This window comes from Glutamicibacter sp. NPDC087583 (genome assembly GCF_044743685.1).
Lineage (GTDB): Bacteria > Actinomycetota > Actinomycetes > Actinomycetales > Micrococcaceae > Glutamicibacter.
On sequence record NZ_JBIUWY010000001.1, the window covers coordinates 1,140,710 to 1,162,213 of the forward strand.

The 21,504-nt window shown below is 60.2% G+C and carries 18 protein-coding genes, 1 other RNA gene and 1 pseudogene; 9 read left to right on the forward strand and 11 right to left on the reverse strand.

Annotated elements, in window-relative coordinates:
• Positions 1–101 precede the first annotated feature (101 nt).
• The 3 genes from ACIOU9_RS05425 to ACIOU9_RS05435 form a co-directional block, all read right to left on the reverse strand.
• Positions 102–1,559 carry a glyceraldehyde-3-phosphate dehydrogenase gene (locus ACIOU9_RS05425; protein ID WP_105657779.1) on the reverse strand — a complete coding sequence of 486 codons (1,458 nt, stop codon included), beginning with the start codon at positions 1,557–1,559 and terminating at the stop codon, positions 102–104.
• Between the two features lie 219 nt (positions 1,560–1,778).
• An RNA gene (gene rnpB, locus ACIOU9_RS05430) (RNase P RNA component class A) lies at positions 1,779–2,134 on the reverse strand.
• A gap of 72 nt (positions 2,135–2,206) precedes the next feature.
• Positions 2,207–3,649 (reverse strand): dihydrolipoyl dehydrogenase family protein, encoded by a 1,443-nt coding sequence (locus ACIOU9_RS05435; protein ID WP_402696209.1) that lies wholly within the window; start codon positions 3,647–3,649, stop codon positions 2,207–2,209.
• Between the two features lie 117 nt (positions 3,650–3,766).
• Between ACIOU9_RS05435 and ACIOU9_RS05440 the strand changes: the two genes are divergently transcribed.
• Entirely contained in the window at positions 3,767–4,546 is a 780-nt protein-coding gene (locus ACIOU9_RS05440) for a YaaA family protein (RefSeq protein ID WP_402696324.1), read from the forward strand.
• Between the two features lie 74 nt (positions 4,547–4,620).
• Here ACIOU9_RS05440 and ACIOU9_RS05445 read toward each other — a convergent pair whose 3' ends face one another.
• Positions 4,621–5,004 carry a VOC family protein gene (locus ACIOU9_RS05445; RefSeq protein WP_332489260.1) on the reverse strand — a complete coding sequence of 128 codons (384 nt, stop codon included), beginning with the start codon at positions 5,002–5,004 and terminating at the stop codon, positions 4,621–4,623.
• Between the two features lie 12 nt (positions 5,005–5,016).
• Positions 5,017–5,970: a Nif3-like dinuclear metal center hexameric protein gene (locus ACIOU9_RS05450; RefSeq protein ID WP_332499298.1), complete on the reverse strand. Its 954-nt coding sequence runs from the start codon at positions 5,968–5,970 to the stop codon at positions 5,017–5,019.
• A gap of 132 nt (positions 5,971–6,102) precedes the next feature.
• On the opposite strand from ACIOU9_RS05450, the gene msrA reads away from it, so the two are divergent.
• The 3 genes from msrA (at position 6,103) to epsC (ending at position 8,421) form a co-directional block, all read left to right on the forward strand.
• Positions 6,103–6,630, forward strand: coding sequence for a peptide-methionine (S)-S-oxide reductase MsrA (gene msrA, locus ACIOU9_RS05455; protein WP_332499300.1), 528 nt, complete (start codon positions 6,103–6,105; stop codon positions 6,628–6,630).
• A gap of 128 nt (positions 6,631–6,758) precedes the next feature.
• Positions 6,759–7,694 carry a cysteine synthase A gene (gene cysK / locus ACIOU9_RS05460; protein ID WP_332489254.1) on the forward strand — a complete coding sequence of 312 codons (936 nt, stop codon included), beginning with the start codon at positions 6,759–6,761 and terminating at the stop codon, positions 7,692–7,694.
• Positions 7,695–7,836: 142 nt separating this feature from the next.
• On the forward strand, positions 7,837–8,421 hold the full coding sequence (epsC, locus tag ACIOU9_RS05465; protein ID WP_105657773.1) for a serine O-acetyltransferase EpsC: 585 nt from the start codon (positions 7,837–7,839) through the stop codon (positions 8,419–8,421).
• Positions 8,422–8,603: 182 nt separating this feature from the next.
• On the opposite strand, the gene ACIOU9_RS05470 is transcribed toward epsC, so the two are convergent.
• Entirely contained in the window at positions 8,604–9,884 is a 1,281-nt protein-coding gene (locus tag ACIOU9_RS05470) for a dicarboxylate/amino acid:cation symporter (protein ID WP_133833413.1), read from the reverse strand.
• Positions 9,885–10,182: 298 nt separating this feature from the next.
• Positions 10,183–10,701: a hypothetical protein gene (locus ACIOU9_RS05475; protein WP_332489252.1), complete on the reverse strand. Its 519-nt coding sequence runs from the start codon at positions 10,699–10,701 to the stop codon at positions 10,183–10,185.
• A 130-nt stretch (positions 10,702–10,831) separates the two neighbouring features.
• Between ACIOU9_RS05475 and ACIOU9_RS05480 the strand changes: the two genes are divergently transcribed.
• Positions 10,832–13,093 (forward strand): ATP-binding cassette domain-containing protein, encoded by a 2,262-nt coding sequence (locus ACIOU9_RS05480; RefSeq protein ID WP_402696211.1) that lies wholly within the window; start codon positions 10,832–10,834, stop codon positions 13,091–13,093.
• 2 nt (positions 13,094–13,095) lie between these two features.
• Entirely contained in the window at positions 13,096–13,596 is a 501-nt protein-coding gene (locus ACIOU9_RS05485; protein WP_402696213.1) for a GNAT family N-acetyltransferase, read from the forward strand.
• Between the two features lie 470 nt (positions 13,597–14,066).
• On the opposite strand, the gene ACIOU9_RS05490 is transcribed toward ACIOU9_RS05485, so the two are convergent.
• The 3 genes from ACIOU9_RS05490 to ACIOU9_RS05500 all read right to left on the reverse strand — a co-directional run bounded on the left by ACIOU9_RS05490 (position 14,067) and on the right by ACIOU9_RS05500 (position 16,475).
• Positions 14,067–14,747: a DUF4839 domain-containing protein gene (locus tag ACIOU9_RS05490; RefSeq protein ID WP_402696215.1), complete on the reverse strand. Its 681-nt coding sequence runs from the start codon at positions 14,745–14,747 to the stop codon at positions 14,067–14,069.
• 273 nt (positions 14,748–15,020) lie between these two features.
• Complete coding sequence (locus ACIOU9_RS05495) at positions 15,021–16,031, reverse strand: NADP-dependent oxidoreductase (RefSeq protein ID WP_400342343.1); 1,011 nt, start codon at positions 16,029–16,031, stop codon at positions 15,021–15,023.
• A 51-nt stretch (positions 16,032–16,082) separates the two neighbouring features.
• A complete protein-coding gene (locus tag ACIOU9_RS05500) occupies positions 16,083–16,475 on the reverse strand; it encodes a DUF1304 domain-containing protein (protein WP_332498661.1) in 393 nt (130 codons plus the stop codon).
• A gap of 92 nt (positions 16,476–16,567) precedes the next feature.
• On the opposite strand from ACIOU9_RS05500, the gene ACIOU9_RS05505 reads away from it, so the two are divergent.
• Positions 16,568–17,146: a TetR/AcrR family transcriptional regulator gene (locus ACIOU9_RS05505; RefSeq protein ID WP_332727893.1), complete on the forward strand. Its 579-nt coding sequence runs from the start codon at positions 16,568–16,570 to the stop codon at positions 17,144–17,146.
• A gap of 500 nt (positions 17,147–17,646) precedes the next feature.
• Here the strand turns inward: ACIOU9_RS05505 and gndA are convergent, their stop codons facing one another.
• Positions 17,647–19,086: an NADP-dependent phosphogluconate dehydrogenase gene (gene gndA, locus ACIOU9_RS05510; RefSeq protein ID WP_105657765.1), complete on the reverse strand. Its 1,440-nt coding sequence runs from the start codon at positions 19,084–19,086 to the stop codon at positions 17,647–17,649.
• 208 nt (positions 19,087–19,294) lie between these two features.
• On the opposite strand from gndA, the gene ACIOU9_RS05515 reads away from it, so the two are divergent.
• Together ACIOU9_RS05515 and ACIOU9_RS05520 are read left to right on the forward strand one after the other, a co-directional pair.
• Positions 19,295–20,029: a FadR/GntR family transcriptional regulator gene (locus tag ACIOU9_RS05515; protein ID WP_133833421.1), complete on the forward strand. Its 735-nt coding sequence runs from the start codon at positions 19,295–19,297 to the stop codon at positions 20,027–20,029.
• A 205-nt stretch (positions 20,030–20,234) separates the two neighbouring features.
• Positions 20,235–21,468, forward strand: a pseudogene (locus ACIOU9_RS05520) (IS3 family transposase).
• The last annotated feature ends 36 nt before the right edge of the window (positions 21,469–21,504 follow it).

The window sequence follows — 21,504 nt, forward strand, 5'->3', positions numbered from 1 at the left end:
GTCCTTTGGAGGGCTTCGTGCCACCCGGATGGAATAGCAAAAGGGACCATCCCAGCGCGCAATGCGTTGGGATGGTCCCTTCAGCTGCAAGCAGCGAGGTCCTAGGCGGTGACGGCTTCAGCCTTCACTGCAGGCACTGCAGCCGGGTGGGTGCCGGCCATCGATTCGATGACGCGCACAACCTGGCAGGAGTAGCCGAACTCGTTGTCGTACCAAACGTAGACGACAGCGTTCTTGCCGGACACGATAGTGGCCAGGCCGTCAACGATGCCGGCGCGGCGCGAGCCGACGAAGTCGGTGGAGACAACCTCAGGCGAATCGATGTAGTCGATCTGCTTGTGCAGGCTGGAGGTCAGCGAGGTTTCACGCAGGTAGGCATTGAGCTCTTCCTTGGTGGTCCCGTTCTCCAGGTTCAAGTTCAAGATCGCCATGGAGACATCCGGGGTCGGTACACGGATCGCGTTGCCGGTCAGCTTGCCTTCGAACTCCGGCAGGGCCTTGGCCACTGCCTTGGCGGCACCGGTTTCGGTAATCACCATGTTCAGCGCTGCCGAACGGCCGCGGCGCTCGCCCTTGTGGAAGTTGTCGATCAGGTTCTGGTCGTTGGTGAACGAGTGAACGGTCTCGACGTGCCCGTGGGTGACACCGAACTTGTCGTTCAGGGCCTTGAGCACTGGGGTGATGGCATTGGTGGTGCACGAGGCAGCGGTGACGATCTTGTCTTCTGCGGTGATCCACGAATCGTTGATGCCGTGGACGATGTTCTTCAGATCGCCCTTGCCCGGTGCGGTCAGCAGCACGCGGGAAACGCCCTTGGCGGCCAGGTGCTGGGACAGTCCGGCCTCATCGCGCCAGCGGCCGGTGTTGTCCACCACGATGGCGTTGTCGATGCCGTGTTCGGTGTAGTCGACGGTGGTCGGGTCATTCGAGTAGATGACCTTGATCAGGGTGCCGTTGGCGAGGATCGTGCTGTTTTCCTCGTCGACCGTGATCGAGCCTTCGAAGCGGCCGTGCACCGAGTCGCGGCGCAGCAGCGAAGCGCGCTTGACGATGTCGTCATCCGAGCCCTTGCGGACCACGATGGCGCGCAGGCGCAGGCCGTAGCCGCCACGCTCGATCAGGATGCGGGCCAGCAGGCGTCCGATGCGGCCGAAGCCGTAGAGGACAACGTCCTGGGGTTCAGCGTCGGTTGCGCCGGCCTGGCCAACCTTCTCGCCCAATTCATCAGCCAGGAAAGCGTTCAAATCAGCGGAACCGGATTCCTTGAACTTCTTGTTCACGCGGCCGAGGTCAACTGCTACCGAACCGACGTTCAGGGCCTCGATGGCATCCAGGATGGCCTTGGTGTCGTTCAGGTCGAGCTCTTCGCCATCGATGCGGCGCACTACGCGGTGGGCCTTGATGATGTCGATGGCGGACTGGTTGATCAGCTTGCGGCCGTAGACGGAGGTCACCACATTGTTCTTGCGGTACAGACGTCCGATCAGTGGGATCATGGCCTCGGCGAGCTCTTCGCGCCCGCTCCATTCTTGCTGGGCAACGACAGACTGCTGGGTCACAGAAAATCCTTCCAATTCAGCCGACTCGCAGATCCATAAAGTCGGTTGGCACCGTGGGAAGCACCATTGCTTTTGCGGTGGCACGAGGTAACAGGATCATCCTCGTAAGTACATGATCCATTCTAGACCGTGCGCAGAAAAACTGAGGATCGGGGACTGTGAATCATCTCACCAGCGCACTAAAGGCTGATGCCGGCGCAATCGCAGGGAGGAAGAGTGTGAATGGGATGGCCGATACGCCGGGTTTTGTCGCGCCGAAGCGGGACGGTCATCTATCTACGACTGCCGTTGCCGGCAGCCTCTAGCGGTCCACCCGACTGCATGGGGCGAACAGCCCTCATAACGCAGTCTGTCTGACCTTGCTCCGAGTGGGGTTTACCTAGCCACCCCAATCGCTTGGGGTGCTGGTGGTCTCTTACACCACCGTTTCACCCTTACCAGGAAAACCTGGCGGTCTATTTTCTGTGGCACTAGCCTGCGGGTTACCCCGAGTGGGCGTTACCCACCACCCTGTTCTGCGGAGCCCGGACGTTCCTCGGGGCAATTGCTTGCCACGCGACCGTCTGGCCATCCCATTCACTACCAGTCTAATGCGTTGGGCGCGGCCTGCAGACCACTTCCGAACGCTGATTCGGTCACAGCCAGGTTCACCCGAACCGCAGCGCCTCAAGCAACCGCAACCAGATTTCGCTGATCGTCGGATAGGCGGGGACCGCATGCCACAGCCGGTCCAGGCTGACCTCGCCGACGATCGCAATGGTGGCCGCATGCAGCAGTTCCGCGGCATCCTGGCCAGCGAAAGTGGCGCCGACGATCACCGAACGCGCCTGGTCTATCACCAGCTTGGCCCGCCCGGAATACCCGTCGGCGTGCAGGCTCGCCCCGGCCACCGCACCCAGATCGTGCTCGATAACCGAAATCTGCAGACCGGCGTCGCGGGCCTGGCGTTCGGTGAGTCCGACCGCGGCGATCTGCGGATCGCTGAAGACCACGCGCGGCACCGCATGGTGGTCCGCCGTGGCCGCATGCCTGCCCCAGGGCGCATCGAGAACCCCGGTTCCATTGATCCTCGCGGCAATGGCCTCGCCCGCGGCCCGGGCCTGGTACTTGCCCTGGTGGGTCAGCGGGCTGCGCCCGCTGGCATCTCCCACGGCGTAGAGCCAGTCGGTGCCCGCCACGAGCATCGTGTCATCGACCTGCAACCGCCGGGACGGGTCCACCCCGAGTGCTTCGAGTCCCAGGTTCCCGATGTCCGGCCGCCGCCCGGTGGAGACGAGCACTTCCTCGGCTTCCACGAGGGATCCTCCGGGCAGCTGGAGGCCGGCTATCCCGTGCTCATCGCGGTGGACCTGCAACGGAGTGGTGTCCTGGTGCACCACTACCCCGGCCTCGGCCAGCGACTGGGCCACCAGCTCGCCGGCGAACGGCTCTTCGCGGCCCAGCAGCGACCCGCGGGCAAGGATGGTGACCTTGGACCCGAGGGTGGCGAAGGCGAAGGCCAGCTCCACCCCGGCAACTCCGCCACCGATGATGGCCAGCCTTGGCGGGATCGCCTTGGCCGCAGTGGCCTCCCGGGTGCCCCACGGCTTGGCTTCAGCCAATCCCTCGATCCCCGGCAGAACCGGAGTGGATCCGGTGGCCAGGACTACGGCCCGGGCCGAGTACTCGCGATCCGCCACCTGCACCAGGCCGCGCCCGGAAAGCTGCGCCCGGCCGCGGATCAACTCGATGCCGGCCGAACGCAGCCACCGTTCCTGCCCGGCATCATCCCAGTTGCTGGTGAAGGCGTCCCTCCGCGCGAGCACCGCCTCGGGATCCAGCGCACCAGTCACCGCTTCGCGGGCCCCGGGAACCCGGCGTGCCGCGCGCAGCGCATCGCCGCTGCGCAACAGGGCCTTGGAAGGCATGCATGCCCAGTACGAGCATTCCCCGCCCACCAGCTCGGATTCGACGATGGCCGCTTTCAGGCCCTGCCGGGTGGCATAGTCGGCGGCGTTCTCCCCGGCCGGCCCGGCGCCGATCACGATCACGTCGAAGTCGCAGTGCTGCCCGGAGGCAGTTTGGCTAGCTCTTGAGTTCTGCTGGGGCATGCTCTGTCCTTGCTCTGCGTGAAGCGCTGCTGGGTCGTGGGTTCAGCCTAGCCAGATCTGCGCTGCGGGTACATGCCCTGGGCAGAAGATCAGGTGAACTCCGATAAGCTGGAACGCGTGCTTATTTTGTTGCCGCCTTCCGAAGGCAAAACCGCCCACGCCGAAGGTTCTCCGTTCGAAATCGAGGATCTGTCTTTTCCGGAGCTTTCCGGGGAACGCCGGCTGGTGCTTGACGCCCTTGCTGAAGTCTCAGCCCGCGAAGATGCCATGGACCTGCTGGGAGTCGGAGCCTCGCTGGCCAAGGAAGTAGCGCGGAATATCAATCTGCACACCGAGCCCGCAGCCAAGGCGCACGATATCTACTCGGGGGTGCTCTTCGAGGCCCTGGACTACGCAAGCCTGGATGAAGCAGCGCAGCGTCGCGCCGATGAATCCATCATCGTGGTCTCCGCCCTGTGGGGTGCCGTGCGTTTTGGCGATCGCATTCCGCCCTACCGCTTGTCGATGTCGGTCAAGCTCGAGCCGCTGGGCAAGCTGGCCACCTGGTGGAAGAAGCGTCTGGCTCCGGTGCTGGATGCGGTCTCCGGCGACCAGCTGATCGTGGACGCGCGATCGAGCACCTATGCGGCCGCCTACAAGCCGGCCAATGGCAACACCGTTGCGGTCAACGTCTTCCAGATGCGCAATGGGGTCCCGAAGGTGGTCTCGCACTTTGCCAAGCACACCCGTGGCGAGGTCGCCGGTTTCCTGGTCCAGCAACCGGTCGCACCGAAAAACCCTGGAGAATTGCTCGAACTGGTCCAGACCAAGTGGGAAGCGTCCCTCATCGAAGACAAGAAGGGCTTGGCGCTGAACATCCTGTTGCCGGAAGACCACCAGTTCACCACCGTGAATTAACGTCCTTGGGCAAGTCGCCAAAGGCGGCTGGTGCTCTGCCGATGAAGGGTGCTGGCATGGCTAATGCGGCTTCGTCAAAGCGCTGCGACTAGTTCAATCTCGAATCCGGCAGCATCTTCCAAATACGCCGCGTAGTGCTTTGGTCCCCCGGCGTACGGGTGCAGCTCCGGGAACATCAGGGTGAATCCGTGATCCAGCGCCTGGGAAGCCAACGTTTCCACCGCCTGCCTGGTGCCAGCATGGAAAGCCAAATGATTCAGCCCGGGACCCAGGCGGTCATGCCGTTGCTTTTTGGCATCCGGTCCGGATTCCAGGACTATATAGAATCCGTCGCGGGCATAGCTGATGCCGTCAGCCCATTGGGAATCCACCACATAGCCAAGGCGAGTGAGCAGCCAGCCCAGGGAAGCTGTGCTGGCTGCCAAATCCTCAACCCATATTTCCAGATGATGCAGCATGGAATTCACTGACTAAGGAGTCAGCACGAAGTCCCATGGATCGGAATTCACTTGGGAAACCTCGATCTCCACGGTGTGCCCAAGATCGTTGAGCACGTTGCCCAAGGCGCGGGCACCAGCCGACAGCCAGACCCATTCCGAAGCGAAGTGGGAAACATCGATCAGGTAAGGGAACCCGCCGTTGGCAGCTTCGCGTGCTTCGCTTGCCGGGTGGTGGCGCAGATCAGCAGTCACGTAGACATCGGCCTGGTGCGAGCGCACCGCGTCAAACAGGGAATCGCCGGCACCGCCGCAGAGGGCGACCTTCCGGATGATGCCCGTTCGGTCTCCGGCGACACGTACACCGCCAGCCACCGCTGGGAGCACGGTGTAAACGCGTTCAGCGAAATCCTCGAGCTTCATCGGCTTCTCCAAGAAGCCAACTCGTCCCAAGCCTTCTTCTGGCAGTCCGTCCTTGGACTCGATCAACGGCACGCAGTCCTTCAGCCCGAAGGCATCGGCGAGAGCATCGTTGACTCCCCCGATGGCGCTGTCGGCATTGGTGTGCGCCGTAAGCAATGCGGTTCCGGATTCGATCAGGCGGTGAATGGCTTCGCCCTTGAAATTGGTGCCGGCAACCTGGGTGACTCCGCGCAGGAGCAACGGGTGGTGAGTGATCAGCAGATCGGCCCCACGCTCGATTGCATCCTCGATCACCTCCAGCGTTGGATCAACAGCCATCACGATCTTGGAAATCTGCTGGCTGGTACGTCCGGTCACCATGCCAACGGCATCCCAATCTTCGGCCAATGATTTTGGCCAAAGTTCCTCAGCTGCTTCAAGGACGTTACCCAAGGTGGTCTGCGGAACCGAGGTGTCTTCCACCGGTTGCTCTGGTGTTTCTCCGGTAACGGGCTTGAGCGTCGAGGCGTCCAGGGAATCACTGCTCTTCCCCAGGTCTTGCGAGTTATCTGCCTTGCTCTGCATACCCACCACCCTACGCGGTGAGTATGGGGATGGAACAGAATGCAACGCCGCAACGTTGTGAACTGTGTGAGTATTCCCAGCCTTCAGTCCCCTCATCAATTCAGCCCGTTCCTGGAAGTCCAGGACACCAAGCTGAGCACCTTCATACTAGCCGGCGGCTGCTTCTGGTGCTTGGATGCCGTGTACCAGCGAACCCGTGGCGTCCACGCCGTGATTTCCGGATACATCGGCGGCCACACCAAGGATCCGGCCTACCGCGAAGTCTGCAGCGGCACCACTGGCCATGCCGAAGGTGTCGCCGTGATCTTTGACCCGCAAGTGGTTCCGGCCGAAGTCATCTTGGACATGTTCTTTACCGTGCACGACCCCACCACGCTGAACCGCCAAGGCTACGATGTGGGCACGCAGTACCGCTCGGCGATGTTCCCGCTCGATGACCAGCAGCGCGGCCTCTTCCAGGACGCCATCGAGAAGTTCTCGCGCGTATACCCCAATCCGATCGTCACTACGCTGGAAGAGTCCAAAGATTTCTATCCTGCCGAGCAAATCCATCAGGATTATTACTCCGAAAACCAGGAAGTCGGCTATTGCCGCGTGATTATCGATCCAAAGATCGCGAAAGTCAGGAAATATTACGCTCAATGGCTAAACGAAGCCTAGTCGCGCTTTTGGCCTACTAGGGTTAGTTGTGAACCTCATAGGTCTCCGGCGGTTACGCCAGATTCCGGCAATTATTTCGCCGCAACTAAACTGCGGCCGCATAGAGTCACGTAAGGATTGCATACAAGATGGGCAAGATCTACAACAACGTCACCGAAGTCGTCGGCAACACCCCGCTGGTGAAGCTGAACCGCGTCGGCGAGGGCCTGCCAGGGAACATCGCTGTGAAGCTGGAATTCTACAACCCGGCGAACTCCGTCAAGGACCGCATCGGCGTGGCCATCGTTGATGCAGCCGAGGCCTCTGGTGCGTTGAAGCCAGGCGGCACCATCGTTGAGGGCACTTCGGGCAACACCGGCATCGCGCTGGCGATGGTCGGTGCAGCCCGCGGCTACAAGGTCATCTTGACCATGCCTGAAACCATGTCCACCGAGCGCCGTGTGATGCTGCGCGCTTTCGGCGCCGAGATCGTACTGACCCCGGGCGCCGACGGCATGCGCGGTGCTGTGGAGAAGGCCAAGGAAATTGTTGCGACTTCCGAGAACGCTATCTGGGCGCAGCAGTTCGCCAACACCGCCAACCCGCAGGTCCACGCAGAGACCACCGGTCCGGAGATCTGGTCTGATACCGAAGGCAAGATCGATATCCTGGTTGCCGGCATCGGTACCGGTGGCACTATCACCGGTGCAGGCCGCTACCTGAAGGAAAAGAATCCAAACCTGAAGATCGTGGCCGTTGAGCCCAAGGATTCCCCGATCCTCAATGGCGGAAAGCCCGGCCCGCACAAGATCCAGGGACTGGGAGCGAACTTCATCCCCGAGGTGCTCGACACCGAGCTGTACGACGAAGTCCTTGATGCCAGCATCGAGGATTCGGTATCGACCGCTCGCGCGCTGGGCGTCAAGGAAGGCATCCTCGGCGGCATCTCCGCTGGCGCAGCCGTTTGGGGTGCGGTACAGATCGCCGCGCGTGAAGAGAACGCCGGCAAGCAGATCGTTGCGATCATCCCGGACTTCGGTGAACGCTACATCTCCACCCTGCTCTTCGACGACATCCGCGGCTAAGTAAATTTGCAGAAACAGAATAAATCGGCGCGAGCCACTGTTGGGTCTATAGAGAGACCTGTATCGGTGCAGCTCGCGCCGATTTGCTGTGTGACATCTGCGGATTGTCCCCGAGCGAACCGCAACCCCTAAGGTAGTATTCATGAGTTTTTTCTCCCGCCTGCGTGAGGATTTGGCCAACGCACGCCAGCACGATCCGGCAGCGCGAAGCGATCCGGAAAACTTCTTCGTGTATTCCGGACTGCACGCGATCTGGCTGCACCGGTTGGCCCACAAGATGTGGCAGAACCCCTCGCTGAAGTGGCCAGCGCGTTTGCTATCCCAGGCGAACCGCGCCCTGACCGGGATCGAGATCCATCCCGGCGCCACCATTGGGCGCCGCTTCTTCATCGACCACGGCATGGGCATCGTCATTGGCGAGACTGCCGAAATCGGCGATGACGTCATGCTGTACCACGGGGTGACCCTCGGCGGCCGTTCACTGGCCAAGGTCAAGCGCCACCCGACCATCGGTGACCGCGTGGTCATCGGTGCCGGAGCCAAGGTGCTCGGCCCGATCGTCATCGGCGCCGATTCCGCCATCGGTGCGAACGCCGTGGTCGTCAAGGATGCTCCGGAAGGCTCGATTGTCACCGGAATCCCCGCACAGAACCGTCCGCGCAGGCCTGAAGAACGCAAGCCTGCTGTAGACCCGGCCGAGTACATCGACCCGGCCATGTGGATCTAGTTCTATTCCTCCTGCCACTGCGGCAGAGCAAACCCGCCCAGCGCACGGACCGGCCAAGGTCCGCCAGCTGGGCGGGTTTTCACTTTGGCCCCGATCCTTGCGGGCGAAGCAAAACATCGATGCCCGGTACCATTGCGAGTCTGGTACCGGGCATCGATGCCTATGCGAGTGATGAAAGCCGCTTAGGCCAGCTTGTGCTCACCTGATTCGCTGCCATCGGCCAACTCAACGATCTCAGCCTCGGGATCCTGGGGCTGGGCGCCGAGCTTTCCTCGGGTCAGCTTGTGCATGATCATGGCCAGCGCGCCGTCACCGGTCACGTTGGTTGCGGTGCCGAAGCTATCCAGCGCAATGTAGGCTGCGAACATCAGGCCGACTTCGACCTCGCCGAAGCCCAGCATCTGTGCGAGCAGTCCGGCAGCGGCGGCGATAGCGCCACCTGGCACGCCTGGTGCTGCAATCATCATGACGCCGAGCATCAGGATGAATGGGAAGTAGGTGCCGAAGGAAACGTCGCCACCGGTCAGCAGAAGTACTGCGATGGAGAAGCAGGTGATCTTGACCATCGAGCCTGAGAGGTGGATGGTGGCGCACAGCGGGACGACGAAGCCGGCTACCGTATCGGAAACACCATTCTTCTTGGCTGATTCCAGCGTCACCGGAATGGTTGCAGCCGAGGAGGAAGTACCCAATGCGGTGAAGTAGGCATTGCGCATCCCCCACAGTGCGGCCAGCGGGTTGCGCTTGTTCATCGCCCCAGCGATGGAGTACTGCACCAGCAGGACAACCAGGGTCAGTGCGAAGGAGACCACGGCGACGAAGAGGAACTTCTGCACTACGGTGACGGCGTCCCCGGCAGCGGACAGATCCAGGAAGATTCCGAAGATGAACAGCGGCAACGCGGGAACAATCACACGGCGGATCACCATCTCGATAATGCTGCGGAACTCCACTGTCCCACGGAAGATCACGGTGGATCGGAAGGCCGTCAGGCCCAGGCCCAGCATGAATGCCAGAACCAGTGCAGTCATGACGCCCATCAGCGGAGTCAGCACGATTTCGGTTGCCGCTTCGCCCGCACTGCCGACCAGGGAAATATACGGTTCGAAACCTGATCCTTCGCCTGCGCCAACTTCCTCGACGCCTCCGCCGGAAAGCGACTTGGTGAATAGCCAACGGCTCACGAAGTACGCGAGCAGTCCCGCGCACAGGGTGGAGGTGTAGGCGATAACCGCGGTGATGCCCAACCACTTTCCTGCGCCCTTGCCGAGTTCAGCGATAGCCGGTGCCACCAAGCCGAAGATGATCAACGGCACGATGAACCCAAGGAATCCGGAGAAGATCGAGTTGTAGGTCAGGAATACGCTTCCTAGCCACACCGGCATAACCGGGCCAAGCAGAATACCCAGCAGGATGGCAACGAGCACCCAGCCAAGCAGTGGGATAGATTTCAGCAGCTTCATGAATGTCCTTTAAACGGTTAGGGATCGGAGCGCACTGTTGGACGGGCCACAAGTGTGTCGTGGCGCACGCCTCAATCATGATAGACGTAATTTTTGTTACACCGAAATCCTGTGAATGGATTGAGTGTTACGAGAATACGCCCTTCTGCCGAATATTCTCTACCGTAAATCGCAACACGCTCAATCAGGTTCGATCCCTGGTGCAGCAGGGGTTCGTGAGTTGAATATTCGGCGATTTTAACGGCAGCAAGGCGGGTCTGCCCCATTAAGCAGTCTCGCCCTGGCTTGGATTCATTGACTATTCGAAGTTCGCTTCGACTACGCCTTGCTCCTGGCCCTGGCCCTGGCCCACCATCTGGCTTTGCACGCGGAGGTTGAGCACGGATCCGCCATCGGCATTTTCATAGCTCACGAAGACCGACCCGGCTCCGGCATCGCTGCCCGTTTGCGACCAGTTCGGTCCGCCCGCCGCCGAATGGCCAGTGAGCAAGTCGACCACCTGAACGGTGGCCAGCTGCTTCATCTGGGCTTCATTTCCGTTGCCCCAAGCAACGACCAGGGCATCTGCATACTCCGTAGCACTCGATGGGAGCTTGCCCAGCTCTTGGCCCCCGATGGTTTCGGATTGCTCCGACTCCCCGGCATCCCCCGAAGTGGATGCCGTTGGCGACGCGGACTGCGTCGGGCTGGCTTCAGGAGTTGACGGCTCCTGGCTTGCGGTGCCACCTGCAGTGCTGCCGCAACCGGCGAGCGCAAGGCAGCCGGCCAGTGCCGCCACCGAGCTGAACTTGAGTAGTTTCGTAGTTCTGTCCGGCATGGATTTCTCCGCTCTCGCAGGGGGTCGCTGATTCCTTGTGGGTTCGATACTCCACCGGAATCGGCAGCGTTTGCAAGTCCGCTATCCTACGGCAGGTGTCGGTTGGAGCATTTCTCAGTAGGCTTGGGGCATGAGCCAGCACCCTGCCGATAGCCATGACACCATTCGAGTACGCCAAGCCCGGGAAAACAACTTGCGAGGTGTTGACGTCGATATTCCAAAACGGCGCATTACCGCGTTTACCGGTGTTTCCGGTTCGGGCAAGTCCTCCCTGGTGTTCGGCACGATTGCTGCAGAGTCCCAGCGCCTGATCAATGAAACGTATACGACCTTCATCCAGAGCTTCATGCCCTCGATGCCCCGGCCTGATGTAGAAGTGCTGGAAAATCTCTCCACGGCCATCGTGGTCGACCAGGAACGCATGGGCGCTAATTCGCGTTCTACCGTGGGCACGGCGACCGACGCCTACTCGCTCTTGCGCGTTCTGTTTTCGCGTTATTCCACTCCGAGCGCCGGCGGCGCTGGCGCGTACTCGTTTAATCTCGGCCAGGGCGCGTGCCCTGTCTGCGAGGGTTTCGGCACCGAGGCGAGCATCGACCTTGATGAGCTGCTGGATTGGGACAAGACGCTGAACGAGGGAGCCATCAAGGCACCGAACTTTGCCCCGGATTCCTGGCTGTGGCAGACACTGACTGCCGGCACGCAGGCAGATCTGGACATGAAGCTCAGTGACATGCCCAGTGCCATGCTGGACCGCTTGCTCCACGAGGAAGCAGGCAAGGTCAAGCTCAATGGGGCAAACATGAGCTACTCCGGTTTGGTCACGCGCATCAAGTCCAATTACATCCATTCGGGCAGGGAGATCAAGCAAGCCCATATTCGTGCCTGGATCGAACGCATCTCCACGACCGCACCGTGCTCTGCCTGCACCGGATCACGACTCGGCCAGGCCGCTCGCGCTTCGAAGATCAATTCCTTGGGAATCGCGGACATGACTGCCCTGCAGGTTTCCGAGCTGCTCGAAACCCTGGAGAAGATCCAGATTCCGGATGCCGCGCCGCTGATAGCCAATTTGAAGGCCGTGCTCAAATCCATGGTGGATTTGGGGTTGGGCTACCTGTCCCTTGACCGTCCGGCGGGGACCCTTTCGGGCGGCGAAGCCCAGCGCGTGAAGATGATCCGGCATCTTGGATCAGCGCTCAGTGATGTCACGTATGTCTTCGACGAGCCCACCGTTGGATTGCATCCCCATGACATCCAGCGGATGAACGGGTTGTTGGCTGGCCTTCGGGACAAGGGCAATACCGTGCTGGTGGTGGAGCACAAGCCCGAGGTCATCGGCATCGCGGACCACGTGATCGACTTGGGCCCGGGCGCTGGTACCCATGGCGGCACCATTTGCTACAGCGGTCCAGTGGACGGCCTGCTGTCCAGCGATACGCTGACCGGAAAGCACTTCACCACGCGTGCTGCGCTCAATGCGAACCCGCGCGAGGCACAGGGGTCCATGCAAGTGCGCGGTGCCTCCTTGCACAACCTGAAGAATGTTTCCGTGGATATCCCTACCGGCGTGATGTGCGCAATCACCGGTGTCGCCGGTTCCGGCAAATCCACGCTGATCCATTCGACAATCGCCAAACGTGATGACGTGGCGGTGGTGGACCAAACCGCCATCCGAGGCTCCCGGCGTTCGAACCCGGCCACCTATACCGGGATCATGGATCCGATCCGTGCGGCGTTTGCGAAAGCCAACGGCGTGAAGCCTGCCCTGTTCAGCGCCAATTCGGCCGGAGCGTGCCCGGGGTGCAGCGGTGTCGGGTACACCTATACGGATTTGGCTTCCATGGCCGGAGTGGCCTTGCCTTGCGAGCAGTGCGGCGGCAAGCGATTCACCGCTGATGTGCTGGAATACACCCTGGATGGGTTGAACATTGCCGAAGTCCTGGACTTGAGCATGGAAGAAGCATTGGAGCAGCTCAAAGTGCCCAAGGCGAAGGCCGTGCTTGCGCGGCTGAACCAGGTGGGGCTGGGATACCTGAAACTGGGACAACGGCTGAACACGCTTTCTGGGGGCGAACGGCAGCGAATCAAGCTGGCTATCCATCTGGGCCAGGGCGCCGGTACCTACATCCTTGACGAGCCAACCACAGGATTGCACATGGCTGACGTGCAGAACCTGCTGCGCCTGCTGGACGAGATGGTCGATGAAGGCAATACCGTCGTGGTCATCGAGCATCATCTGGCGGTGGTTGCCCACTGCGATTGGGTCATTGATTTGGGTCCCGGGGCAGGGCACGAGGGAGGAAGCATTGTCTTCGAAGGGACCCCGGCTGACCTTGCCGCCTCCGGCACGCTGACCGGAGTTCATCTCTCCGACTACATCAAGGGATAGGAATGGCCCAGAAGCTCAGGAAACCGCTGCCTGCCGACGCGCAGGAGCTTGCCAAGCTGCATGTCGAATGCTGGAAAGAAACCTACACGCAGCTGCTGCCGGATGGATTCTTCGACCCTGCCCACAGTGAGCAGCGGCTGGGCATGTGGACTCGGGTCCTGGATGACCCGAATCCGCTCTTCAGGATTTCGGTGGCGGAAGATGAGCACGGGAAGCTTGTCGGCTTCGCCCTCAGCGCACCTCCCACCGGCAATACCGACGGGATACCGGAGAACGTCTCTCGCCAGCTGTACAACCTGTATGTGCTGGAAGACTTCCATGGCGACGGAACAGGGCAGGCGCTGCTGGATGCAGTCCTTGGCGATGAGCCGGCCGTGCTGTGGGTGGCGGCCCAGAATCCGCGTGCCATCCGATTCTACGAACGCAACGGATTCGCCTTCGACGGCGTGAGCCAGGACGACCCGACTGCTCCGAAAATTACCGACGCAAGAATGATCCGGTAGCTAGCAAGCGGAGAGATCCCGACGATGTCCGGATCGCTCCCAAAGCCCAGTTCCGCGTCGATCTGCAGCACCAGCTGCGCCTGGCGAATCAGCGCGCCGTATTCGGGGCCAGGGGTTGGGCGAATTCCTGAGTTTGCGCGATTTGTCCATGGCTTCGGGCAGCTCGCCGAGGCCTTGCAGCCGGTCGAGCATCGAAGTACCGACGTTCTGCTCGATGATGCCAAGGGACACCTGCCGGGCAATGGGGTACTGCACGCGCAGCGACCATTGCCCGGCGGGTATCCAGCTTCGAGCGAGAGCAGGGTTCCCAGCCCCGCGCCCCAGCCACCACCTTAACCGTTCCTGCTCCGGTCCTAGCCCCTGAATCGGGGGTCGGGCCGGAGCAGTGACAGGATAATGAGTCGGAAAGACTAATAGCACTTGCCTATCCATTAGGATCGGCATTCGTCGTTATGCCACGTCGTTCGGATCTATCTAAAAGAAGTTGCTACTGGTTCCAATAAGAACAAACACGATTCCTCTTCGAATTCTTGGACTTCAGCAGTAATGGTCAGTTCATCCCCTACACCAATCGAGTCCGGAACATCCTCGGCTCCAAAATGAAGATCAAGAGTAGGCGATACATCGCGGAACTGAAAGTTAGGACCCGAAATACCTTCCTCAGTGAAATCACCATAGGAAACCAAAATATCGTAACGGGTGTGGTAATCGTCATGTTTATTCAATGCCCAAACAGCAGCGTCAAATTTGATTATCTTCCCTCGATAATCTTTAGCGAACTGGGCCACTAAAGGTCCACAGCCTTGAGTAGTTGCCATCAGCTCTGCAACTCTCTTATCACTATCAACAGTTAACGCTCTAACGCTCGTCTCAGCTTCTTTCATTTCGCTTAACGATCGGTCAGGTGCTTTCTCTTCTGCGCGTTGCTCAACCAGAGAGGGTACCGAGGCACTAGGTGCCTCTGTACCGCTTAAAGATTCACCAGCAGGTTCATCGTCAGTAGAATCTTCAAGAACAGCTCCCACTCCGATAATCAATGCAAGGCATCCAAGGACACTACCGGCGATGATCATAGACTTCTTGGAAATCCTCTGTTTCTTTTTACGGAATCTCAGTTCCACTCTGCCCATTGACGCCGGCGTTTGAGACACCAGCTCCCAGCCAAGGGACTCTTTTTTGAAACCGTTCGCGATTCAAACCCTCGAACGACTTTAACGGATTCATAAATAAAGTCCTGGCCGTCGACCAATGCGCACCCCATTGCAATAGTGGTATTCAAATTAACGTGCGGATCTATACCAGTAACTATTCAACTACCGATCGCACACTGGCCACTATATACATTGGTCAAAAGGAAAAGAATTTAAACCTGAAATACTTCAGAGCCACCAAATCTGTCGTTGGCGTCAAATCAACTTCGCTCCCTAGATGCGCACCAGCATCTTGCCGGTGTTCGCACCGCGCATCATGCCAAGGAAGGCATCCACGGTATTCTCGATGCCATCCACGATCGTCTCGTCGTAGGCGATTTTGCCTTCGGAGAACCACTTGCCCATGCGCTCGCCGAACTCCGGGGCGAGGTCAAGGTAGCTGGAGAGGGTGAATCCCTGCAGTTTCAGGCCGCGGGTGATCAAGTTGGCCATGTTCTGCGGGCCAGGAGTCGACTCGGTGGTGTTGTAGCTGGCGATAGCGCCACACAGGGCAGCACGACCGCCATCGTTGAACGCTGCCAGGGCGGCTTCAAGGTGGTCTCCGCCCACGTTGTCGAAGAAGACATCGATGCCTTCCGGGGCTGCGGCGGCCAGCTGCCCGCGGACATCGCCATCCTTGTAGTTGAAGGCGGCATCGTAGCCATACTTGCTGGTCAGCAGTTCAACCTTCTCTGCACTGCCGGCCGAGCCGATGACGCGCTTGGCACCCATGAGCTTGGCGATCTGCCCGGCAGCCGTACCCACGGCACCTGCAGCGCCGGAGACGAAGACGGTCTCGCCCTCGGCAAGATTGGCGACTGCGCTCAGGCCTACATAGGCGGTCAAGCCGGTCATTCCCAAGATGTGCAGGCGCAGCGACGAGGAAACGCCGGGCAGATCAGGTGCGGACTTGAAATTGGCAGAGTCAGCCTGCACGGTGTCAGACCAGCCCAGCTGATGCTGGACCAGGGTACCTGCCGGGAACGCTTCGTCCGCGGTCTCGATGACACGGCCGATTGCGCCTCCGAGGATCTGCTCGCCAATCTTGAATGGCGGGATGTAGGAACGGGTGTCATTCATGCGTCCGCGCATGTACGGGTCCACGGAAATGAACTCGTTGCGCACCCGGATTTCACCGGTCTTCAGCTCCGGCAGCTCAACGGTCTGGACGGTGAAGTTCTCCTGCGTTGGCCAACCGGACGGACGGGAGGCGAGCAGGATCTGCGTGCTGGTTGCTTCAGTCATGGTTACCAGTTCTTTCAATTCTCGGTGATATTGGAAACTCTCGGTGTCGTTCTAGTTGCCCAGCGCCAGGCCGAGGACCAGCAGCGCAACTGACAGCAGCGGGAACATCCCCTGCTTGACGGCCAGCTTGGCTTTGCCCGGGCTTCCCAGTGCCAGCACCAACGCAGCGGCCAGCATGGAGCCGGCTCCGGCGAAGACCAACGTGGCACCCGCAGCCAAGTGGCCCATACCCAAGGCAATCACCCCGGCAAGTGCGGCAACTGCCAAGAAGAGGTTGTAGAACCCCTGATTGAAGGCCATTTCGCGCGTTGCTTCTGCTTCAGCCTCGCTGGTCTTGAACAAAGCGCGGGTTTTTCCAGTGGTCCAGGTGATGGACTCCATCGAGAAGATGTAGATGTGGAGCAGGGCAGCGGCGGTTGCGAAGATCTGCGCGGCGATGATCATGGCTTGTCCTTGGTGTTGGGAAGGCAACTATTCTGTAACGTCCATTTCAATATATACTGGAATGGTCGTTACGAAAAGAGGAGGTGGGTGTGATGGCGCGTACATCTGCATTCGACAAGGAAACGGCTATCCAGAACGCCCGCTCGGTGTTCTGGTCCAAAGGCTTCGAGGCCACGTCCATTCCCGAACTTGAAAATGCCACGGGCCTGAGCCGTTCAAGCATCTACAACTCCTTCGGCTCCAAGCGCGGACTGTTCGACGCCGCAGTGAACAGCTACCTCAATGAAATTGTCCGCCCGCGGTTGCGTCCGCTGCTCCAGGACCCAGTACCTTCACAGGCGTTGGGAGACTATCTGCGTGGGCTTGCTTCCGTTTTCGCGAAGCCGGAGTCCCTGCCTGCAGCCCATGGGTGCCTGCTGATCAACACCGCCAGCGCACCGATTGCAGCAGAGAACGAAATCGCCGCCATCATTTCCGCGTACCGGGAAGAACTTGATGAAGCCATGGGCCGTGGCTTGCATGCCCTTCGTCCGGATCTTTCAGTAGAACGCCATGCCCTGCTGAGCGACACCATTACCGGCCTGGTGGTAGCGGCCTTCGCACTGGTGCGCATCTCCCCCAGTGAAGCTGTTCGCTTGTTGCAATGCGCCGAGAACTTGCTGGAAGACTAGTACCGGCCTTCTGCACCTATTCCTTTCCGGGATTAAGGCGCAAGCCCTGGGGCACCTGTTGTCCGGATTGCTTCTAGCCAGGCGCTGATCCACGGATCCATTCAGTGAATGCATCGCGGAGGGCTGCCGGCTCGATGCGCGGGGGCTCCGCCGACTGCCGCCAGCTGCAGATCGTTCTGCAATCACCGGCGCATGCTTGGCAGATGAGTTCGCACGCAGGGGGCCTTATTCGTCGCGCTTGCCGCAGAAAACCCAACTGGCTTTGGCTGCCGCACCGATTTTCCGCGCCGCTAGGATCCGTTCTCCCCTGAGCGCATGGCGCTGGCCGGGACCTGCGCCTATCCCACCCAGCATTCTGCTGAGCACGCCCCACGGCTGCCAGTTCCAGCTAAGCGGGACAGCGCGCAGAAGGGCCCAAATGGCAAAAGCCCACCAGTTCAATCGAATTGAACTGGTGGGCTTCGGATCAGCCAGCTGCTGCTAGCGTCAAATCACTCCGCTTAGTGGGTGTCCTCGGCAGCGATTTCGGTACGGTCACCGCTCCACTGCGTGTGGAAGGTGCCTTCCTTGTCGGTGCGACGGTAGGTGTGCGCACCGAAGTAGTCGCGCAGGCCCTGGGTCAGGGCTGCTGGCAGACGGTCGCGGCGCAGGCCATCGTAGTAAGCCAGCGACGAGGAGAACACTGGTGCAGGGATGCCCAGCTGGACAGCAACGGAAACCACGCGGCGCCATGCTGGAACTGCCTTGTTGATGGCTTCAGCGAATGCCGGAGCGAACAGCAAGTTCGAAGGCTTCTCGCCTGCCGAGTAGGCAGCGGTGATGTCCTTGAGCAGGGCTGCGCGGATGATGCAGCCTTCACGCCACAGGCCAGCGATCTCGTCGAGCTTCAGGTCCCAGTTGTATTCGCCGGCAGCCGAAGTGAGCATGTCGAGGCCCTGCGCGTAGGAGACGAGCTTCGAAGCGAACAGCGCCTGGCGCACATCCTCGACGAAGTTCTCCGGCAAGGTGACCTCGGCAGTTTCGCCGGTCAGCACCTTCTGGCCCACGGCGCGGATATCGCGCTGCGAGGAAAGGGAACGGGCGAAGACCGACTCGGCGATGGCCGAAACAGGCGAGCCCATATCCAGGCCGGACTGCACGGTCCAGCGGCCGGTGCCCTTCTGGCCTGCGGAGTCCTGGATGACGTCGACCAGCGGCTTGCCGGTGGAAGCATCGACGTGGCCGAGCACTTCAGCGGTGATCTCGATCAGGAAGCTGGACAGTTCGCCCTGGTTCCATTCGTTGAAGATCTCCGACTGCTTGGCTGGCTCGATGCCGGCGGCGCTGCGCATCAGATCGTAGGCTTCGCCAATGACCTGCATGTCGGCATATTCGATGCCGTTGTGCACCATCTTCACGAAGTGGCCTGCACCGTCGGTGGAGATCCAAGCGCAGCACGGTGCGCCGTCGTCGGCCTTGGCGGAGATCTTTTCCAGCATCGGGCCCAGCGACTTGTAGGATTCAGCGGAACCGCCGGGCATGATCGATGGGCCGAGCAGTGCGCCCTCTTCGCCACCGGAGACGCCGATGCCCACGAAGTGCAGGCCCTTTTCAGCCAGGGCAGCTTCGCGGCGGCGGGTGTCGGTGTAGTGCGAGTTGCCGGCGTCGATGACCACGTCGCCCTCTTCGAGCAGCGGCACCAGCTGGTCGATGACCGAGTCCACTGGACCGCCGGCCTTGACCATGATCAGCACGCGGCGCGGGGTTTCGAGGTTCGCTACCAGCTCTTCCAGGCTTTCGGTGCGAATGAAATCGCCCTCATCGCCATGTGCTTCAAGCAGCGCATCGGTCTTGCCGACCGAGCGGTTGTGCAGGGCGACGGTGTATCCGTTGCGAGCGAAGTTACGGGCAAGGTTTGCGCCCATGACGGCCAGACCTGTGACACCAATCTGTGCAGGCATAAAAATAAGTCTCCATCGATTACGGGGAGTTGAACCGCCAAGCAGAGACCGGATGAGTCACGATCCCTGTTCACGGCCACGTGACCTTTCCATCCTACAAGGGCGACGCCCGTGTTTTACAGAGGATCGCGTAAATTAAAGCATATTTATTTCGCGGATCGACTCGCCATAGTCCGATTTGGCGCAAGTCATTGGCTAAACTGACCCCATGGCAACTAGTCTGCACGCTCATGTGGTTGAGCACCTCGGCTCTCGCATTATCAGCGGGCAAATTCCGCGCGGCTCCATTATCCTCGCCGCCGACCTCGAGCAGAAGCTCCAGGTCTCGCGTTCGGTGATCCGTGAAGCCATCCGCGTTCTGGCCCAATGCGGCCTAGTCACCAGCACCAAGCGCGTGGGCATCCGCGTGCTGGGAGCGGAGCGCTGGAACCCCTACGACGATCATGTCATCCGCTGGCGGCTGGCCAGCGACCAGAAGGGCGCACAGCTGCGCTCGCTGACCGAGCTGCGCATTTCCGTAGAGCCGATGGCCGCGGAACTGGCGGCCGAGTTCGCCCCCGAAGCGATGCGCAAGGAGCTGATGATGCTCTCGGCGCAGATGAACCATTACGGGCGCCAAGGCGATTTGCGACGTTTCCTGGAACTGGATGTCCGATTCCACGCTGTGGTGCTGGCCGCCTCCGGCAATGAGATGTTTGCGAACCTCTCCACCCCGATCGGTGCGATTTTGCGCGGTCGTACCGAATTGGGCCTGATGCCTGAACGCCCGCACGAGGAAGCGTTGCTCTGGCACCAGTCGGTCGCCGATGCCATCTCCAATTCGGACTCCGCCAGCGCGCGGAAGAACATGGAAAGCATCATGCGCCGGACGCACAACGAGATCTGCAGCCTCTGGGACGGCGCGCCGCGCTTGTTCGTGGACCCGGCCAAGAGCTCCCAGTAACCCGGCGTTCCCTTCTTAAATGCGAATCCGCCGGGGCAGCGATCTGCTGGACTGCTCCCCAGAAGTTGGACTGAGAAATCAGAACTACTTCCGGGGAGCATTTTCATGCGCGCACGCAGCACATTAACCGAGAACCAACGAGAACGGCTCGTTGAACTCTTCGAAGCAGGCCTGGGGGCGACCGCCGCATCCAACCGACTAAACGTTGGCTACGACGCCACCGAGAGGCTTTACAATCGATGGCGATTACATGGCAGGCTTTGTCTCATGGAAAAGCCAACCAAGACTGCGCATTCCTTTGAGACCAAGAAGGAAGTCGTCCAGCGGCACCTCGCCGGTGAAACTGGCATGGATCTCGCAGCCGAATTCCACCTCAGCTCAAAGGACCTGGTGAAGGTATGGGTACGAGCATGGCGCCAAGGCGGAGACGAAGCACTCATGCCCAAGCCCAAAGGACGACCCAAAGGCACCGCCAAACCCAAACCATTAAGCGAAGAAGAGAAGCTCCGCCGGGAGAACAAACGCCTGCTCGCCGAGGTGGCCTACCTGAAAAAATTGCGGGACTTAAGGGAGCAGGGACGCGCCTGAAAACCCAGGCGATCGTCACCCTCAAGTCAAAGCACGACCTCGATGACCTGCTCAGCGTAGCCGGCCTAGCCAGATCAACCTACTACTACCAGCTCAAGTGCCTGGACAAGCCGGATAAGCATGCTGATCTCAAATCGAACATCGCCGATTCCTTCAAGGAAAGTAAAGCCTGCTACGGATACCGGAAGGTCAGGCTGGACCTGCAAGCCCAGGGATGGACGGTCAGCAAGAAACTGGTCCTCAAGCTCATGAAGGAACTGGGGTTGAAGTCCAAGGTGCGGCGCCGGAAGAAATACAGTTCCTACCAGGGCGATACTGGAAGGACAGCACCGAACCTGCTGGACCGCCAGTTCGACGTTGCTCAGCCGGATACGGTGTACGTCAGTGACGTGACCGAGTTCGCCGTGGCAGGATGCAAACTCTATCTCTCGCCAGTGATGGACTTATTAGACCGCAGCATCCTCAGCTATACGTTTTCAACCTCGCCAACCACAGCATTCACTGCTCGGAGCTTGGAGACGGCGTTGGGCAATCGCCAGTTCAACAAGAAGCTGCTGGTGCACACCGATCAGGGACTGCATTATCAGCATTCCTCGTGGAGGAAGCTGCTTGCAGAGCATGGTGCGGTGCAGTCCATGTCTCGCAAGGGCAACTGCTATGACAACGCGGTCATGGAGAACTTCTTCGGCCAGCTGAAGACTGAGGCGTTCTATGGTGAGCGCTTTGAGAGTGTTGACGAACTGGCTGCAGTGCTTGAAGCGCATATCGGCTGGTACAACTTGAAACGACGCCAAGAACGGCTGAAGGGCATGGCACCGATGGAATATCGGCGCTATGCCCTTGCAGCCTGAGGCTGGCTTACTATTTAGTTAGTCCAACTTCCGGGG

Coding starts and splice junctions, on each gene's coding strand:
- ACIOU9_RS05435 (WP_402696209.1), bottom strand. CDS start 3,649: ATGCCCCAGCAGAACTCAAGAGCTAGCCAAACTGCCTCCGGGCAGCAC.
- ACIOU9_RS05445 (WP_332489260.1), bottom strand. CDS start 5,004: ATGCTGCATCATCTGGAAATATGGGTTGAGGATTTGGCAGCCAGCACA.
- ACIOU9_RS05450 (WP_332499298.1), bottom strand. CDS start 5,970: ATGCAGAGCAAGGCAGATAACTCGCAAGACCTGGGGAAGAGCAGTGAT.
- cysK (WP_332489254.1), top strand. CDS start 6,759: ATGGGCAAGATCTACAACAACGTCACCGAAGTCGTCGGCAACACCCCG.
- epsC (WP_105657773.1), top strand. CDS start 7,837: ATGAGTTTTTTCTCCCGCCTGCGTGAGGATTTGGCCAACGCACGCCAG.
- ACIOU9_RS05470 (WP_133833413.1), bottom strand. CDS start 9,884: ATGAAGCTGCTGAAATCTATCCCACTGCTTGGCTGGGTGCTCGTTGCC.
- ACIOU9_RS05475 (WP_332489252.1), bottom strand. CDS start 10,701: ATGCCGGACAGAACTACGAAACTACTCAAGTTCAGCTCGGTGGCGGCA.
- ACIOU9_RS05480 (WP_402696211.1), top strand. CDS start 10,832: ATGAGCCAGCACCCTGCCGATAGCCATGACACCATTCGAGTACGCCAA.
- ACIOU9_RS05485 (WP_402696213.1), top strand. CDS start 13,096: ATGGCCCAGAAGCTCAGGAAACCGCTGCCTGCCGACGCGCAGGAGCTT.
- ACIOU9_RS05495 (WP_400342343.1), bottom strand. CDS start 16,031: ATGACTGAAGCAACCAGCACGCAGATCCTGCTCGCCTCCCGTCCGTCC.
- ACIOU9_RS05500 (WP_332498661.1), bottom strand. CDS start 16,475: ATGATCATCGCCGCGCAGATCTTCGCAACCGCCGCTGCCCTGCTCCAC.
- ACIOU9_RS05505 (WP_332727893.1), top strand. CDS start 16,568: ATGGCGCGTACATCTGCATTCGACAAGGAAACGGCTATCCAGAACGCC.
- gndA (WP_105657765.1), bottom strand. CDS start 19,086: ATGCCTGCACAGATTGGTGTCACAGGTCTGGCCGTCATGGGCGCAAAC.
- ACIOU9_RS05515 (WP_133833421.1), top strand. CDS start 19,295: ATGGCAACTAGTCTGCACGCTCATGTGGTTGAGCACCTCGGCTCTCGC.